We start from the raw sequence: 16,825 nt of genomic DNA on the forward strand, positions 1-16,825 counted from the left end.
TCCGGTTTAAGATTTCAGCGGGTTGAAATCGGGGTACGCAGCAGCGATCTGCAGAATGCGGCTTTCATCCAGTCCGGTTGCAATATGATTATTACGAAAATATTGCAACAACGTAAGTGTATTCACATTGCCCAGTAGCTCATAGCCCGTGAGCGGGCAACCTCCCAGGCCGTTGATGACCCCGTCAAAACTGCGGCAGCCAGCCTTCCAGGCAGCATCGATCTTTGCAGGCGCTTCTTCGGGAAGCGTATGCAGGTGAAGCCCCAGTTCCACACCGGGAAAGCGCGGGATCAGGGGTTTAAAAATTTGATAGATCACTTCCGGCGTTCCCAGTCCGGTAGTATCGGATAAGGTTATGGTTTGAACGCCTTTGTTTGCCAGCAAATAAACAGCATCCTGTATCATAAATTGTGACCATTCATCACCATAGGGATTTCCGAAAGCCATGCTGATATATACCCGGAGGCTTTTTCCGCTGCCCTGGCTGATATCGGCAATTTCATTTAGCACATGCAGCACTTTAGAAGAATCGGAATGGATATTCCGTTCCAGGAAGGTGTTGGAGATCGAATAAGGGAACCCCAGGATGTCCACCTTTTGTTGAGCGGCGGCCTCAGCAGCTCCCCGTTCGTTTCCGATAATGGCCAGCAATTTGGTAGCCGATCCTTCTTTATGGACCCCTTCCAGTACTTTGGCAGACTCCGCCATTTGGGGCACGGCTTTTGGGGACACAAAACTTCCGAAATCGATCACGTCGAAGCCGGCCTGCATCAGTTCATTGATATAGGCAGCCCGTTTTTCGGGTGAGATGGTATAAGACAATCCCTGTTGTGCATCGCGGGGGCATTCGGTTATTTTTAGTTCATTGTTCATGGTTCATAGTAGGTTTTCTATATCTACCGGAAGCTTTCTTTATAAAGAATTACGAAGTTTAGTGATCATTTTGCGTCGTAACTCATAGTCCTCATATAATTTTTTAAACAACTGTTCTGTAATATAGTTTCTCTTTTTAGATAAAAACAGCCCGGTCACTACTTCAATAGCCGAACGCAGGGCGATATTTAAGAATTGCTTAAATACAGGAATGGTTTGCCCGGTTTTTATTGCTTCCGGTTGCGTCCGTTCACTCAGAAACGGGTTTCAGGTAAAAACCATTAACCATGAACTATCGCCCATGAACTATAATCCTAATTGTTTCGCGATCACGATCCGTTGTATCTCTGAAGTGCCTTCGCCGATCTGCAACAACCGCTGATCGCGGTAAAAGCGCTCTATGTCATACTCCTTCATCAACCCGTAGCCACCATGCAGCTGTACGGCGGCATCGGTCACTTCCCTGGCAATTTCTGAGCAATAAAGCTTGGCCATGGCGGCCTCTTTTGTAAAGGGCTGCCCGGTATCTTTCAGCCAGCAGGCCTTATATAAAAAAGTACGCGCCAGCTCTATTTTCAGCGCCATATCCGCCAGCTTGAACTGGTTCGCCTGGAAGGACGCAATGGTGTTGCCGAATTGGCGGCGTTCCTGCGCATAACTCAATGCCATTTCAAAAGCGCCCTGGGCGCAACCCAGTCCCATAGCAGCAATGCTCAGCCGGCCGGCGTCCAGCGTACGCAGCATGATCTTTGATCCTTCACCCACCGGTCCCAGCGTATGTGACCTTGGGACGCGACAGTCGTCAAAGAACAATTGGGCCGTATCACTGGCGCGCCACATCATTTTGCCGTGCATGGACTGTTGGGTGAAGCCGGCTGTATTGCGGTCCACAATAATGGTCGTGAATTCTTTTTTGCCATTGACTTCGTTGGTTACCGCCTGCACTGTAGTGCCGCGGTTCAGCGCAACCGAACCATTGGTGATGAAGATCTTGCTGCCGTTGATCACCCACTGATCACCGTCGACCTTTGCTGTTGTCTTTGATGCTCTTGAATCGCTGCCCGCACCGGGTTCTGTTAAACCAAACGACCATAATGCCGTGCCGGTACAGAGCTGGGGCAGGTATTGCAGCTTTTGCTCCTCCGTACCGTAATTGTAAATGGGGCCAATACCCAGGGAGTTATGGGCTGCGAGTGTTGCTGCCTGGGATCCGTCTATACGGGCTATTTCCTCTACGGCGATGATATAGGCAAGGTAGTCCATACCGGCGCCTCCGTATTTTTCGGGAAGGTAAATGCCCATCAGGCCCAGCTCGCCCATCTGCCGGGTAAGCTCCGGGGAAAACTGCTCTTTTTCATCCAGCTCCTGTGCCTGCGGTTTAATGTTCTTTTCGGCAAATGACCGCACCATATCCCGGATTGCCTGATGCTCTTCGCTTAATGTGTAGTCCATATTAAAATCTATCTTTTATCATTTTTTTGTTTCTTTGATCCCGGTTCATATTTTCACGAACCCGGTAGTTGGCGGGGGCCGCATCTTTACGGATCGCTTTCATATATCTTCTTTGGCTCCTTCGGCCTCCGTCCATATATCCTGGTTTGGGTCTTCACAAACCAGTTAGAGTCTATTGTCCAGATCCTTATCTGAATTTCCTGCCCTCACGAGCCGGCAGAGGGCGTCTTGTTATCCATGTCTTCTATATGGATCAATGTGGTGATGGCATCTACTTTATCGCCCTCAGCCACTGCAATGGCAGTGACCACCCCATCTTTCGGACTCAGGATATTGTTCTCCATCTTCATGGCCTCCACAATCAGTAAGAGCTCGCCCGTCTTTACCGCAGACCCGGCTACCACAGCTACCTTGATCACTTTGCCCGGCATGGGTGCACAAATATTGCCGGCTGTTGCAGCAATGGCGGATGGCGGAGGTAAGGTTTCATCTGCTATATGCAAAATATCGTTGCGCGTCACCGTATAATCCGATCCATGATAACGTACCATAAATACCCCTGGCGTGGTTTCAAAAATATGTACCGGATGCAGCTGCTGATCCAGTATAAGATGGAATTGCTGCGCTTCCGTTGGGGTAAGCGTTGCGCTGATGAGCGCTGCATCATATTCAAAATTGACGCTAAAGGGTGATTGCCGGCGGATCATAACAGCGATCTCCCGCCCGTCTGCGTTCAGCTTTATTTGCTGAACAGGGCGCCAGTAGCCGATCGCTTCCCAGATAGAAGCAGGTTCCTTTTCATGGGGAAGCAGGCTGAATACCAGTGCGGCTGCCAGCGGGATCCGTATATCTTCCGCTTTTTTCCGGTTCTCAAACTGCTGCAACAAACCGGCCAGGTGGGTGTCGATGTATTTTGTGGAGATCCGGTTCCCTGTAAAATCGGGGTGATGCAGCAGCGCCGATAAAAAAGCGATATTGTTTTTGATGCCATAGATAAAATACTGCTGCAATGCCTCGATCATCCTTACCCGGGCGGCCTCGCGATCTGTTCCCCAGGTGATCAGTTTTGCGATCATGGGATCAAAGTCTCCCGTAACCGTTGCGCCCTGCTGCAGCTGCATGCCGTCGATGCGGATGTTTTCGCCCTGGGGTTCTTTATAAAAGAGCAGGGTGCCCGGAGCGGGTAAGAACTGCTGTTCCGGGTCCTCTGCATAAATGCGGCATTCAATGGCGTGCCCTTTCTGACGGATATCGTTTTGCTGAAGGCTCAGCGGCTCCCCACGGGCAATACGGATCTGCTGTTCCACCATGTCGATACCGGTGGTCTGTTCTGTAACCGGATGCTCCACCTGAATCCGGGTGTTCATTTCGAGAAAGTAAAAGCTAAGGTCAGGGTCTACTAAGAACTCAAGAGTGCCCGCGCTTCGGTAACCGATAGCGGCCGCCAGTTGTACGGCGGCATTACAGATCTGTTCCCGTATTTGCGGCGTAAGGGTAGGGGACGGCGCCTCCTCAATGATCTTCTGATGTCTTCGCTGTAATGAGCATTCCCGTTCGTATAAGTGAATGATGTGGCCGTGCTGATCTCCCAGTACCTGCACTTCCACATGCCGGGGGGCTGCAATATATTTTTCAATATAAACGGTATCATCGCCAAAATAGTTTCTTGCTTCCCGTGCGGTCGCTTCCAGGGCGTCTTTTAATGCTGCTTCCTCCTGCACCACGCGCATTCCTTTTCCACCCCCGCCGGCGGCGGCCTTTATCAGCAGTGGAAAACCCACTGAGCCGGAATGTGCCATCAGCTCCTGTACGGTGCCCGTAATGCCAGGTGTAACCGGTACCCCGGCTGCCATTGCCGTTTGCCTTGCGGCGATCTTATTGCCCATTGCCTCCATAGCCTCCGGTGTAGGTCCGATAAAAATAATCCCCTGATCCCTGCAGGCTTTTGCAAACGCCGCATTCTCGGAAAGAAATCCATAGCCGGGGTGAATGGCATCTGCACGAACGGCTTTTGCTGCAGCAATGATGTTATTGCCATTCAGATAGGTTTCGCTGAGCGATTGCCCTTCCAGTAATATTGTTTCGTCTGCTTCATTCAGGTAGGCAGCGCCGACATCCTGGGGGGCATAGACCAGTACGGTGCTGATCTGCATTTTTTTTGCAGTCCGGATAATGCGTAAGGCGATTTCGCCGCGGTTTGCTATGAGGATCTTATTCATTGGAGTACGAGGTCAATTGCGAAAAATAAAATTGTCCGGAGCGGGTTATATCCAGTTGGGTTTTCGTTTTTCAAAAAACGCCTGCATGCCCTCCTGTCCTTCGGTAGAACTGCGGGCCCTGGCGATCGCTTCCACGGTATAAGGAATTGCCGTTTCCGGTTCTTTTTCCGACAGATGATGCAATAGCCGTTTACAGGCGGCAATGGAGTTGGGTCCGCCCTGCAGCAATTCCTGTACCAGCTCCGCCACCTTGCTTTCCAGCTCCATTTCCTGCAATACCTGGTTGATGAGCCCAGCCTGCGCGGCTTCTTTTGCATGAAATTGCCGGCCTGTGAGCATGAGTTCCTTTGCGGTTGCTTCCCCGGTCCTTTTTAAGATATAGGGCGCTATGGTGGCAGGTACCAGCCCCAGTCGTACTTCAGAAAAGGCAAAGAGGGTATCATCGCCGGCATAAGCAAAATCGCAGGCAGCGAGCAAACCGTTGGCGCCTCCCATTGCTGCACCATGTACCACAGCGATCGTAGGCTTAGGGGTGTTATAAACGGTTTGGAAACAGCGGGCCAGCTGCCGGTTCTCTTCCAGGCTTTCTTCATAGCCGGATGTTGCGGTGGCCTTCATCCACTTCAGGTCTGCGCCGGCGCAAAATACCTTGCCACGCCCTCGCAGGGTGATCACACGTACGGCGTTGTCGGCACCCAGGGTTTCAAATACATGGATCAATTCTTCGATCATCATATTATTAAGCGCATTGCGCACCTCCGGCCGGTTCAGCCATACGGTGGCAATGCGATAATGCTGTTCTGTTTCGATGGTTGTATATGTCATTGTTTGATAGATCGCCCCTATGGGGCTGGTTAAAATATTTGAATTGCGGGTCTACCAACAGAAGGTCCCGCTGGGACCGGATGGCTTCTGTTTGATTCGTATGTTTATTACGTGTCCATGGTTTTTCGAATGCCCCGCTGGGGCCGGTTGGGTCCTTTGCTATCGATGTGTTTATGATGTATTCATCTTTGAACGTTTTATTCTACCGATAGAAGGTTCCGCTGGGACCGGATGGCTTCTGTTTGATTCATATGTTTTATGACGTGTCCATGGTTTTTCGAATGCCCCGCTGGGGCCGGTTGGGTTCTTTGCTATCGATGTGTTTATGATGTATTCATCTTTGAACGTTTTATTCCTACCGGTAGATGGTCCTGCTGAGACCGGCTGGGTCCTTTGTATCCTCGGCCATATATTTTCGCTGCCCGGTCGTACTATTGATCAACCCGTTTTATTTATGGCGCCGTAGGTGCCCGTTACGGGTAGCCTGTTGTATGCGGGAATCCGGAGCCCCGTAGGGGCGACCTGTTAAAACGGGTTTTTGAAAATGTATTGTTCATCGTATTCAATTTCGAATTGTTTTAGAAGATCCAAATATTCTTCTCTGAAATTTTTCTTTGAATGATGTTGTTCCTGATTTTTAATGTAGGTAATGACACCCGGCACCTGCGATTTACTATATGAAAAAGCACCGTAGCCTTCCTGCCATTCAAATTTTCCTTTGATGAATCTTCTTTCATTAATCCATTTTGAAGAATCGCCTTTTATATGCTGCAATAAATCGGATAAGGATTGTGTGGGACGCATCCCGATCAATATATGCAGGTGATCGGGCATCCCGTTTATAATAAGCAACTTATGCGTCTTGTTTTGAACAATGGCGGTTATATATTTATACAATTCATCTTTCCAGGAATGCTCAATAAGGGATTGCCTGTATTTGACGGCGAATACCAATTGAATGTGAATTTGTGTATATGTGTTTGCCATGATTTGTTTATATGCCGCCTCTACGAGGCTTGATTAAATTTTTATCCGTGGGGTCACCAACAGATGGCCCCGCCGGGGCCGGTCGGGTTCTTTGCTATCGATGTGTTTATGATGTATTCATCTTTGAACGGTTTATTCTACCGGTAGATGGTCCCGCTGGGACCGGATGAGTCCTTTGAATCATCTGCCGTATATTTTCGCTGCCCGGTCATACTATTGATCAGCCCGTTTTATTTATGGCGCCGTAGGTGCCGCTATGGGCAGCCTGTTGTACGTGGAAATCCGGAGCCCCGTAGGGGCGACCTGTTACCATGCATGCACAAAAGCACAAGTGTGCGACGCAACGAGGCTGCCACCTGCACTACAGCTGGGTACATAAAAACCCGGTTATCCCATTGGCTGCCTGCTAACCCCTTCATGAGCTTGTTACATCCTGAATACCCCATTTTTTGTTTCCTCCCATTTTTTATTTAAAGAAACGGCAATGCCCAGTGCGATGATCTTCCGGGTATCCACCGGATCAATAATGCCATCGTCCCACAACCGGGCCGTGCTGTAATAAGCGGACCCTTCCGTTTCGTATTTTTTCAGGATCGATCGGCGCAGGGTTTCTTTTTCTGTTTCCGGGAACTCTTTGCCCGCGGCCTTTAGCTGCTCTTCTTTTACGGTGGTCAGTACGCCTGCTGCCTGCTCGCCGCCCATTACCGATATCTTGGCATGCGGCCACATAAATAGGAACCGGGGATCATAGGCGCGACCGCACATAGCATAGTTGCCCGCACCAAAGGACCCGCCAACTACCACGGTGAATTTGGGAACCCCGGCATTGGCGACGGCGTGCACCATCTTGGCACCATCGCGGGCAATGCCTTTGTGCTCGTATTCCTTGCCTACAATAAAGCCGGTGATATTCTGTAAAAATAGAATAGGTGTTTGCCGCGCGGTGCAGAGCTCTATAAAATGGGCACCTTTTAAGGCCGATTCTCCAAACAGCACACCGTTGTTGGCAATGATGCCCACCGGGTAGCCTAGGATATGCGCAAAACCGGTGACCAGCGTAGGAGCATAAGCGGCTTTGAATTCATGAAAAAGGCTGCCATCCACCAGTCGTGCGATGATCTCCCTGGCATCCACCTGTTTTTTCAGATCTGTTGACACCAGTCCGTAAAGCTCCTGTGGATCGTACAATGGATCCTCCGGCGTAACCTGCTCCAGTGGCTGTACTTCCGGCTGTTTAAAGGTCCGGATGATATTCCTGCAAATGACCAGCGCATGGGGATCGTTCTCTGCAATATGGTCGGCCACTCCGGAAACCGAAGTGTGCACCACGGCGCCACCCAGTTCTTCTGCCGTTACTTCCTCGCCGGTAGCGGCTTTTACCAGGGGCGGACCACCAATAAAAATGGTGCCCTGGTTCCGCACGATGATGGTTTCATCACTCATGGCCGGAACATAGGCCCCGCCTGCGGTACAAGAGCCCATCACGATGGCGATCTGGGGAATGCCGGCAGCGGACATTCTTGCCTGGTTGTAAAAGAAACGGCCAAAATCATGGCGGTCTGGAAATACCTTATCCTGCTCCGGCAAAAAGGCCCCGCCGGAGTCCACCATATAAATGCAGGGAAGCTGATTGTCCAGGGCAATCTCTTGTGCCCGTACATGCTTTTTTATGGTCAGCTCCATATAAGTGCCGCCTTTTACGGTGGCATCGTTAGCAATGATCATCACCATACGCCCGTGTACGGCGCCGATCCCGGTGATGATGCCTGCCGATGGAAATTGATTGTCATACATGCCAAAGGCAGCGAGGGGCGAAAGCTCCAGGAAGGGCGTGTTTGGGTCCAGCAGCTGATCTACCCGCTCCCTTGCCAGCAGTTTCCCTCTTTTTTTATGTTTCTGAACGGAAGGCAGGTCCTCATTATGCAGCAAGCTTTTCATATGCTGAGCGTACTGCTCCAGCAACTGCCGGTAGGCACGCTGATTTTCATTAAATGCGGCAGAACAGATATCTACCATTGATTGGATCCGGTACACGACGCTATTTTTTTGTTCCTCTAAAGTTATACGAAGTAAGGGAAAATTTTTCATATAAGCTAACAATTGTTAGTTGCGGATTGAAACTTTGTATGCCCGGGCAATAAAGATGGTGGTGTTTTTTGAGCGCCGGCCGCAGTGCTGCTATCAGCAGCGTTGTGTCACTCCCTTGTGCTGCAGTGCAGGCAGGAACTAATATATAGGTTGTGTCTACAGCATGCGCACGGAAATGGCACCGGGCACGGAATACCCATATTAAAATCGGGCCAACAGTCGCTGGCTGCATAAAAGATTATTTGTTAACTTTAAGGGCAGCTAAATGATAACACCATGTCAAAAACAACCAGGCAACTGTTTCAATCTGTCCGGACACTGATCCTGCACGCTCAGCAGCATGTTGTTCGTAACGTTAATACCGCAATGCTCATTACTTATTTTGAGATTGGAAGGAATATTGTCGAATATGAACTCAAGGGCAATCCCAGGGCGGGATACGCAGATCAAACGATCCGCCAGTTAAGTGCTGAACTAACGAAGGAGTTTGGGAAGGGGTATTCAAAATCGAACCTGGAATACATGCGTCAGTTTTATTCTACCTACGAAAAACGAATTGTCCAATCACTGATTGGACAATCTTCAAAATCCACTAAAACGGTATCAATTGCAAAGCGATCATCGGTCCGGTCGGTAAAGAACCTGCCCCACGTGCCGTTTTCACTGAGTTGGACCCACTATCTTCAATTGCTGAAAATAGATGATGAAAAGGAGCGCGATTTTTATGAGATAGAAGCCGTTCAGAATAATTGGAGCGTAAGAGAACTGATCCGGCAATACAACGCCTCCCTTTATGAGCGCCTGGTGCTGAGCCTGGATAAAAGAACGGTGAAAAAACTGGCGAAAAAAGGACAGATCATTGAACAGCCTATCGATGCATTAAAAAGTCACTATGTACTGGAATTCCTGAATCTGAACGAGAATGAAAGCTATACTGAAAGTGAACTGGAAGCTGCTATCATCAATAAACTGGAGCATTTTATGCTCGAACTGGGAAAAGGTTTTTTATTCGAAGGACGGCAACGCCGTTTTACATTTGAAGGTGACAGTTTCTATGTGGATCTTGTTTTCTACAACCGCTTATTAAAATGTTTCGTCCTTTTTGATCTGAAGATTGGAAAACTCACGCATCAGGACATTGGTCAAATGCAAATGTATGTGAACTTTTATGACCGGAAGATAAAGACCCGGGTCGAAAAACCGACCATCGGTGTTATCCTGTGTAAAGAGGAGAATAAAACAGTAGTGGAATTTACCCTGCCTGAAAATAACAGAAGCATCTTTGCAAAAGAATATAAAGCCGTATTTCCCAGCAAAGAGGCCCTGAAGCGACAGGTTAACGGAACGTAATCAACAGCCACACCGGATAGGGGCCTGATGATATTTTTTTTTAACTGTAAATTGAAACACGCTGATTCATCCAAAGCCGTATTTTTGTAAAAGGTTGCAAAAACGATTTTGTTATTCAAAAATAGTATTATTGCGCATGAAGAAGATTGCACGCTACACCCTTTTGATCCTGACCGGGGGATTTTCGCTCCTGCTGCAGGCTCAAAAGAATGATCCTGCTGAGCTGGTGAACCCACTTATGGGCACCCAGTCCAAACCCAGTCTTTCCAATGGGAATACGTATCCTGCGGTGGGTGTGCCCTGGGGTATGAACCTGTGGAGCGCACAAACGGGTAAAATGGGCGATGGCTGGATGTACACTTACGACGCTGATAAGATCCGCGGGTTTAAACAAACCCACCAGCCCTCTCCATGGATGAATGATTATGGCCAGATCTCCATCATGCCGGTTACCGGAAAAATGGAATTTGAGCAGGATGCCCGCGCCAGCTGGTTCTCGCATAAGGCAGAAGTTGCCAAACCCTATTATTACAGTGTGTACCTGGCAGACCATGATGTTACAACCGAGTTGACGCCCACAGAACGGGCCGCCCAATTCCGGTTCACCTTTCCAAAGACCGATAGCTCTTTTATCGTGATCGATGCCTTTGACAAGGGATCTTATATTAAGATCATCCCCTCAGAAAAAAAGATCATCGGGTACTCTACCAAACATGCGCGCGGGCCCCTGCCGGGGTTTAAAAATTATTTTGTGATCTATTTTGATAAGCCTTTTGCCAATGCCCATACCTGGGAGGGTAATAAGCTCAATGAATCGGCACTGGAAATAACGGCCGATCACAGCGGGGCGATCGTTGGGTTTAGAACCACAAAGGGCGAAAAGGTGCACATGAAGATCGGTACTTCTTTTATCAGCTTTGATCAGGCGGAGCTGAACCTGCAGCGGGAGCTGGCAGCAGACGGTTTTGAACAAACCATGGTCAAAGCAAAAAGATTGTGGAATGAGCGCCTGGGAAGGATCGAGATCGAAGGCGCTTCCACCGACCAGCTCCGGACCTTTTATTCGGCCATGTACCGGACGCTGTTCTTTCCGCATAAGATGTATGAGCTGGATGCTTCGAACCAGGTAGTACATTACAGTCCGCACAACGGCAAGATCCTCCCCGGCTACCGCTTTTCGGGTACCGGCTTCTGGGACACTTTCCGGGCATTGTATCCGTTCCTCAATTTCCTGTATCCGTCGATCAATAAAGAAATGCAGGCGGGTCTGGTAAATGATTACAAAGAAGGCGGATGGCTGCCGGAATGGAGCAGCCCGGGGTATTCCGATGTAATGGTGGGCAATAATTCCGCATCGGTGGTATCTGATGCCTATTTAAAAGGATTGAGGGGATATGATATCAACACCCTGTACGAGGCGTTGCTGCACGGTGCCAACAATGAGGGGCCACGGGCCACGGGCCGGAGAGGCGTGGAGTATTACAACGAGCTGGGCTATGTGCCCTATGATGTAAAGATCAATGAAAATGCGGCACGTACGCTGGAATATGCCTACGATGATTTTACCATCTACCAGTTGGGCAGGGCCCTGGGCCGGCCTAAGGCGGAACTGGAGCTGTATAAAAAACGCTCCCGGAACTATAAAAACCTTTTTGATCCGGAACACAACCTGATGCGTGGCAAGAATAAGGATGGCAAATTTCAAAGCCCTTTTAATCCTTATAAATGGGGCGACGCGTTTACGGAAGGGAATAGCTGGCATTACTCCTGGAGCGTGTTTCACGATATACAGGGGCTGATCGACCTGATGGGTGGTAAGTCCAATTTTGTAAAACAGCTGGATAATGTATTCAGTTTGCCTCCGGTTTTTGACGACAGTTATTATGGCGGCGTCATCCATGAGATCCGCGAAATGCAGATCGCCCATATGGGCCAGTATGCACATGGCAACCAGCCGATACAGCATATGATCTATCTGTATAACTATGCCGGCGCGCCCTGGAAGGCGCAATATTGGGTACGGGAAACCATGAATCGTATGTATAAATCTACACCGGATGGTTACTGCGGCGATGAGGACAACGGACAAACCAGCGCCTGGTATGTATTTTCAGCATTGGGCTTTTACCCGGTAACACCGGGTGTGGACCAGTATGTGGTGGGTGCACCGCTGTTTAAAAAAGCAATAGTGCACCTGGAGAACGGCAAAAAGATCATCATCAACGCCCCGGCCAACAGCGACCGCAACCGGTATGTACAATCGGCTACGTTTAACGGGCAGGTGTATAGTAAAAACTGGTTCAGTTTCAGTGCGTTACAGAAGGGTGCCGTGATCAACTTTGCTATGGGCGCGCAACCCAATAAAACCCGTGGTACGGCTGATAAGGACGTGCCTTATTCCATGAGTCGCGACGATCAATAATAATGACGATCAATAAGAATATTACAGAACTATACGCATATCCGGCTTCTAATCAGGAAGCCGGATCTTTTTGATCTATCTGTTGCAGAGTGCGTTAAGATTGCGGTTCTTCTTTTTCAGCTACGCACTGCTCTGTAAGGGACACCGGATGAACTTGAGGTCGCAATTTGCGACATCAGGCTGTGGAACTCTTTTTGTCTGAGCGTAAACATAAAGTCTTTTGGAAAACGGTTAAGATAGCGTTTTACCTGTTCATTCAGGCGCCGGGCTTCTACTCTGTACATTTCTGCCAGGTCCTGGTCCTGCATTATTTTTTGCCCCCGGACAACGTAGATCGGGTTTAAGATCTTTTGTTCAGCTATCAGGAGTTGCAGTTCTTTCTTAGCCATGGTATTGTTTTTTTTCTTTAGGATTGCTGCTTTATAAAGGTCGCTAAAATATGCCGTAAGAGGATAAAAGATCCTTTTGTTCGGATATGAAAGTATGAGCCTGTTGACCTGTTACCGCTCATAGTAAAATCTTCCATTAGCTTAGTGAATCCTAACATTTCCCGGCAAAGCGATTCGATCTATTTTCGATCTGTTGGCAAAAGGTAGTATTGCGCCCGGTAGCCATTTTAAACGCTGTCATATGGCTGTAAAGATATATTTTGAAGATTTTGTGCCGGGAGAAAAGCGAACAACTACCGGGAGGACCATTACCGAGGCGGATATTGTATTGCATGCCGGACAGACCGGGGATTTTTATCCGCACCACATGGATGCAGAATGGTGCAAAACACAGCCCTTTAAACAGCGGATCGCACATGGTACCCTTATCTTTAGCATAGCCGTAGGATCAACCGCCGGGGTGATCAATGAAGTGGCCATGACTTATGGCTATGAGCGGCTACGGTTCATAGCCCCGGTATTTATCCATGATACGATAAAAACAACCCTCACCATTAAAGAAAAAAAAGCGCACAAAAAGCCGGGGTACGGTATTGTGTCGGAGCTGCTGGAAGTGCATAACCAGGAAGGACAGCTGGTGATGGTTTGCGAGCATTTATTGCTGGTGGAAAAAAAGGAGCAGCATGGATAAGGTGGTATTAAAAGGCATCGCCTGGGATCACAGTAGGGGTATGGTACCCCTTCAGGCAGCAGCTCAGCGTTTCAGCGAGCTGCACCCGAATGTACAGGTACTGTGGGAAAAACGCAGCCTGCAGGCTTTTGCAGATTATTCCATTGAGAAGCTGACAGAAACTTATGACCTGCTGATCATCGATCATCCCTGGGCGGGCAGCGCTTCGGTAACCAATTGCGTGCTGCCGTTGAACGAATACCTTCCCGAAGTTTTCCTAAAGGAGCTGCAGTTGCATTCAGTGGGCGCTTCGCACAACAGCTATGCTTACGATGGCGGTCAGTGGGCGCTGGCCATTGATGCGGCAACGCCCGTGGCCAGCATGCGACCGGATCTCTTGCAGCAACACCAGGTGCCGCAAACCTGGGAGGATGTAATGGCCATTGCAGAAAAAGGAAAAGCTGCGGCACCAGCCATCCCCATCGACCTGCTGATGAATTTTTATACCTTTGGCCGGGCGCATGGCGGCAGTCTGTTCGAAAACGGAGAGGTGATTGATACAAAAGCGGGTATTGCTGCATTGAATACGATGAAAGCGTTCTATAGCCTGCTGGACCGTCGCTTTTTTTCGATGAACCCCATAGCCGTTGCAGAAGCCATGAGCAATACCGACGACTACGGGTATTGCCCCTTTGCCTACGGATATTCCAATTATTCAAGAAAACATTATAGCAGGCAAACACTGGTATACACAAATGTTGTTACATTCAACCGACAGCCCCTTCAGACCACATTGGGCGGCACCGGTATTGCCGTTTCGGCACACAGCCGCCAGCCCGCCATTGCCGTGGATTTTGTGCAATTTGTTTGTTCTCCGGAATGGCAGGGAACGGAGTATATCCTGACCGGCGGGCAACCGGGATATGATTTTGGTTATGATGATGAAGTGAACAACCGGGTATGTAACGGATTTTTTAAAAACACCCGGGCAACCCTTGAGCGCGCTTATATACGTCCGCGTTATCACGGGTACCTGCACTTCCAGGATGCCGGGGGATTTTATATCCAGGAATATTTAAAGGGCAATACCCAGTCACCGCAAACAGTACTTACTAAATTAAATACGCTTTATGCGGAAAGCTTAAAATTGGAAGCGATCCTATGAACCAGCTACCACTAAACGGATTAATTGTGTTGGAGTTCAGCCAGTATTTGTCCGGCCCTTCAGGGGGGCTGCGACTGGCAGATCTTGGTGCACGCGTTATAAAAATTGAACGGCCGCAGGGCGGTGATCCCTGCCGGAGACTGGCCGTAAAGAACTTGTGGGTGGACGGGGATGCGCTTAATTTCCACGCCATCAACCGCAATAAAGAAAGCTTTACGGCGGATCTGAAAAATAAGGAAGATCTGGAACTGGTCAAAAAGCTGATCCGGAAAGCGGATGTAATCACCCATAATTTCCGGCCGGGTGTAATGGAAAAAATAGGCCTGGCTTACAAGGATGTAAAGGCGGTTAATGAAAAGATCATTTATGCGGAGATCAGTGGTTTTGGCCGCAGGGGCCCCTGGGCGAAAAAGCCGGGGCAGGACCTGCTGGTGCAGTCGTTGTCGGGGCTCGCCTATACCACGGGAAATGGCGGCGGGGCACCGGTTCCGTTTGGCCTGTCGGCAGTAGATTCTATTAGCGGTATTCACCTGGTGCAGGCCATACTGGGCGCATTGATCCGCAGACAGCGTGAAGGAAAGGGGGCGTATATTGAGCTCAGCCTGATCGAGTCCGCCATCGGGATGCAGTTTGAATTGTTTACCACCTTCTTTCACAGCAGGAACAGCATTCACCGCAGCAAGGTCAATAACGGCAACCCCCTATTGGGTGCCCCTTATGGAATTTATAAAACGGCGGATCATTTTCTTTCGCTGGCAATGATGGAACTCAGGGACCTGGCGGCGGCATTGGATTGGGAAGAGCTGAACGCGTTTGACCAGCAGGATGTTTTTCAGAAACGGGATGAAATAAAGACACTGATCGCAAAGAAATTAAAAACCAATACAACCCGGCACTGGCTGGACCGGCTGCGTAGGAACGGGTTGTGGGCGGCTGCTGTTTATAGCTGGAAGGATCTTGATCAAACCGAGGGATACCAGGTATTAAAAATGGAGCAGGAGCTACAGGTAGGTGGTAAAACGATCCGCACCACGAGATGTCCGATTACGCTGAACGGGGAAAAATTGGTTTCGGCAAAAGCGGCGCCTGCGCTGGGAGCCGACAGGGAAGCGATCATTAAACATTTAATGGAGGGATAGATGAACTTTCTAAACGATATTTTGGTGGTTGACTTCAGCCAGTTCCTTTCGGGGCCATCGGCATCCTTAACGCTTGCCGATCTGGGCGCGCGGGTGATCAAGGTCGAGCGCCCCGTTACCGGTGATATCTGCCGGGAACTGTATGTGTCGGATGTGGTCATCGATGGGGCGTCCTCGATCTTTCAGGCGATCAACCGGAGTAAAGAAAGTTATACAGCTGATCTGAAAAATGCAGCAGATCTGATTAAAATAAAGAAACTGCTGAAGCGTGCGGATGTGGTGATTCATAACTTCCGCCCGGGTGTAATAGAGCGGCTGGGATTGGATTACCAAACGGTGAAACAGCTTAATCCGTCTGTGGTGTATGCCAGTATCAGCGGTTTTGGTGCAGAAGGCCCCTGGAAAGATCTGCCGGGGCAGGACCTGTTATTGCAGTCGGCAACCGGTATAGCATTGCTGAACAATACCGCTCACGAAAACCCCACCCCCCTGGGTGTTTCCATTGTGGACATCTTATCCGGGGCGCATCTTGCACAGGGGATCTTATCCCTGCTGTATCAGAAAATGGTTTCAGGAACGGGGGGCGAAGTACAGGTAAGCATGCTGGAAAGTGCACTTGATTTTCAGTTTGAATTGTTGACCTGCTATTACAATGATGGTCATGACCTGCCGCAGCGCAGTACCGTGAACGGTGGTCATCCTTATGTGGGCGCTCCCTATGGTATTTATAAAACAGCCGATTCCTGGCTGGCCCTGGCCATGACGGACATTGTAGTACTGGGGCAGCTGACGGATTGCTATGCACTGCTGGCCTATACCAACAGGGATGAATGGTTTACCCGGCGCGATGCGATCAAGCAGGTACTGGCAGCGCATTTGCAGCAGCGGTCTACAAAGGAATGGCTGGCGGTACTGGAGCCGGCCGACATCTGGTGCTCGGAAGTGCTGGACTATACCGGGTTGAGGAACCATCCGGCCTATAAGGAGCTGGAGATGGAAATGACGGTAAAGAACAGCAACGGCACGGTCATTACGACCACGCGCTGCCCCTTTAAGATCGACGGGCAGCTGCTCACCAGTACAACGGGTGCCCCGCTGCTGGGTGAACATACAAATGCCATTGATAAAGAATTTGGATTAAATCAATTGCAAAAAGAGGGCGCTGTAGTATCTTAGGCAATTGTTTGTTTAAAGTTTCATATTTGAGGTTAGAATGACTAAAAATTATCCCGCAGGGATGTACTAT

The 16,825-nt window shown here is 49.4% G+C and carries 14 protein-coding genes; 6 read left to right on the forward strand and 8 right to left on the reverse strand.

Annotated features, from left to right (window positions below):
• Positions 1 to 6: 6 nt before the first annotated feature.
• From B160_RS0122160 to B160_RS0122195, 7 genes are all read right to left on the reverse strand, one after another.
• On the reverse strand, positions 7 to 873 hold the full coding sequence (locus B160_RS0122160; RefSeq protein ID WP_018630137.1) for a beta/alpha barrel domain-containing protein: 867 nt from the start codon (positions 871 to 873) through the stop codon (positions 7 to 9).
• Between the two features lie 39 nt (positions 874 to 912).
• Entirely contained in the window at positions 913 to 1,131 is a 219-nt protein-coding gene (locus B160_RS32295) for a four helix bundle protein (protein ID WP_083927743.1), read from the reverse strand.
• Positions 1,132 to 1,179: 48 nt separating this feature from the next.
• A complete protein-coding gene (locus B160_RS0122165; RefSeq protein WP_018630138.1) occupies positions 1,180 to 2,325 on the reverse strand; it encodes an acyl-CoA dehydrogenase family protein in 1,146 nt (381 codons plus the stop codon).
• Positions 2,326 to 2,531: 206 nt separating this feature from the next.
• Positions 2,532 to 4,544, reverse strand: coding sequence for an acetyl/propionyl/methylcrotonyl-CoA carboxylase subunit alpha (locus B160_RS0122175; RefSeq protein WP_018630140.1), 2,013 nt, complete (start codon positions 4,542 to 4,544; stop codon positions 2,532 to 2,534).
• A gap of 45 nt (positions 4,545 to 4,589) precedes the next feature.
• Positions 4,590 to 5,369 (reverse strand): enoyl-CoA hydratase/isomerase family protein, encoded by a 780-nt coding sequence (locus B160_RS0122180; RefSeq protein ID WP_018630141.1) that lies wholly within the window; start codon positions 5,367 to 5,369, stop codon positions 4,590 to 4,592.
• Between the two features lie 525 nt (positions 5,370 to 5,894).
• The gene (tnpA, locus tag B160_RS0122185) at positions 5,895 to 6,356 is read right to left on the reverse strand and encodes an IS200/IS605 family transposase (RefSeq protein ID WP_018630142.1); all 462 of its coding nucleotides are present in this window, start codon (positions 6,354 to 6,356) and stop codon (positions 5,895 to 5,897) included.
• A gap of 426 nt (positions 6,357 to 6,782) precedes the next feature.
• Positions 6,783 to 8,390 carry a carboxyl transferase domain-containing protein gene (locus B160_RS0122195; RefSeq protein ID WP_026309946.1) on the reverse strand — a complete coding sequence of 536 codons (1,608 nt, stop codon included), beginning with the start codon at positions 8,388 to 8,390 and terminating at the stop codon, positions 6,783 to 6,785.
• Positions 8,391 to 8,720: 330 nt separating this feature from the next.
• On the opposite strand from B160_RS0122195, the gene B160_RS0122200 reads away from it, so the two are divergent.
• Positions 8,721 to 9,794 (forward strand): PDDEXK nuclease domain-containing protein, encoded by a 1,074-nt coding sequence (locus B160_RS0122200; protein ID WP_018630144.1) that lies wholly within the window; start codon positions 8,721 to 8,723, stop codon positions 9,792 to 9,794.
• A 136-nt stretch (positions 9,795 to 9,930) separates the two neighbouring features.
• Entirely contained in the window at positions 9,931 to 12,216 is a 2,286-nt protein-coding gene (locus B160_RS0122205) for a GH92 family glycosyl hydrolase (protein WP_018630145.1), read from the forward strand.
• A 116-nt stretch (positions 12,217 to 12,332) separates the two neighbouring features.
• On the opposite strand, the gene B160_RS29880 is transcribed toward B160_RS0122205, so the two are convergent.
• On the reverse strand, positions 12,333 to 12,605 hold the full coding sequence (locus B160_RS29880; RefSeq protein ID WP_018630146.1) for an ORF6N domain-containing protein: 273 nt from the start codon (positions 12,603 to 12,605) through the stop codon (positions 12,333 to 12,335).
• Positions 12,606 to 12,846: 241 nt separating this feature from the next.
• Here B160_RS29880 and B160_RS0122215 point away from each other — a divergent pair, with 241 nt between their 5' ends.
• From B160_RS0122215 to B160_RS0122230, 4 genes are read left to right on the forward strand one after another with little or no spacing between them, the layout of a single operon-like run.
• Positions 12,847 to 13,296, forward strand: a complete 450-nt coding sequence (locus B160_RS0122215; protein ID WP_018630147.1) for a MaoC family dehydratase — start codon at positions 12,847 to 12,849, stop codon at positions 13,294 to 13,296.
• Positions 13,289 to 14,440, forward strand: coding sequence for an ABC transporter substrate-binding protein (locus tag B160_RS0122220; RefSeq protein WP_018630148.1), 1,152 nt, complete (start codon positions 13,289 to 13,291; stop codon positions 14,438 to 14,440). The genes B160_RS0122215 and B160_RS0122220 overlap by 8 nt, the downstream gene beginning before the upstream one ends.
• Complete coding sequence (locus tag B160_RS0122225; protein WP_018630149.1) at positions 14,437 to 15,579, forward strand: CaiB/BaiF CoA transferase family protein; 1,143 nt, start codon at positions 14,437 to 14,439, stop codon at positions 15,577 to 15,579. Before B160_RS0122220 ends, B160_RS0122225 begins: the two co-directional genes overlap by 4 nt.
• Positions 15,580 to 16,755 (forward strand): CaiB/BaiF CoA transferase family protein, encoded by a 1,176-nt coding sequence (locus tag B160_RS0122230; RefSeq protein WP_018630150.1) that lies wholly within the window; start codon positions 15,580 to 15,582, stop codon positions 16,753 to 16,755.
• Positions 16,756 to 16,825 lie beyond the last annotated feature (70 nt).

The sequence above is a fragment of the Niabella aurantiaca DSM 17617 genome, assembly GCF_000374125.1.
In the GTDB taxonomy this organism is placed as follows: Bacteria; Bacteroidota; Bacteroidia; order Chitinophagales; family Chitinophagaceae; genus Niabella; species Niabella aurantiaca.

Coding starts and splice junctions, on each gene's coding strand:
- B160_RS0122160 (WP_018630137.1), bottom strand. CDS start 873: ATGAACAATGAACTAAAAATAACCGAATGCCCCCGCGATGCACAACAG.
- tnpA (WP_018630142.1), bottom strand. CDS start 6,356: ATGGCAAACACATATACACAAATTCACATTCAATTGGTATTCGCCGTC.
- B160_RS0122180 (WP_018630141.1), bottom strand. CDS start 5,369: ATGACATATACAACCATCGAAACAGAACAGCATTATCGCATTGCCACC.
- B160_RS0122220 (WP_018630148.1), top strand. CDS start 13,289: ATGGATAAGGTGGTATTAAAAGGCATCGCCTGGGATCACAGTAGGGGT.
- B160_RS0122165 (WP_018630138.1), bottom strand. CDS start 2,325: ATGGACTACACATTAAGCGAAGAGCATCAGGCAATCCGGGATATGGTG.
- B160_RS29880 (WP_018630146.1), bottom strand. CDS start 12,605: ATGGCTAAGAAAGAACTGCAACTCCTGATAGCTGAACAAAAGATCTTA.
- B160_RS0122215 (WP_018630147.1), top strand. CDS start 12,847: ATGGCTGTAAAGATATATTTTGAAGATTTTGTGCCGGGAGAAAAGCGA.
- B160_RS0122225 (WP_018630149.1), top strand. CDS start 14,437: ATGAACCAGCTACCACTAAACGGATTAATTGTGTTGGAGTTCAGCCAG.
- B160_RS0122200 (WP_018630144.1), top strand. CDS start 8,721: ATGTCAAAAACAACCAGGCAACTGTTTCAATCTGTCCGGACACTGATC.
- B160_RS0122175 (WP_018630140.1), bottom strand. CDS start 4,544: ATGAATAAGATCCTCATAGCAAACCGCGGCGAAATCGCCTTACGCATT.
- B160_RS0122205 (WP_018630145.1), top strand. CDS start 9,931: ATGAAGAAGATTGCACGCTACACCCTTTTGATCCTGACCGGGGGATTT.
- B160_RS0122230 (WP_018630150.1), top strand. CDS start 15,580: ATGAACTTTCTAAACGATATTTTGGTGGTTGACTTCAGCCAGTTCCTT.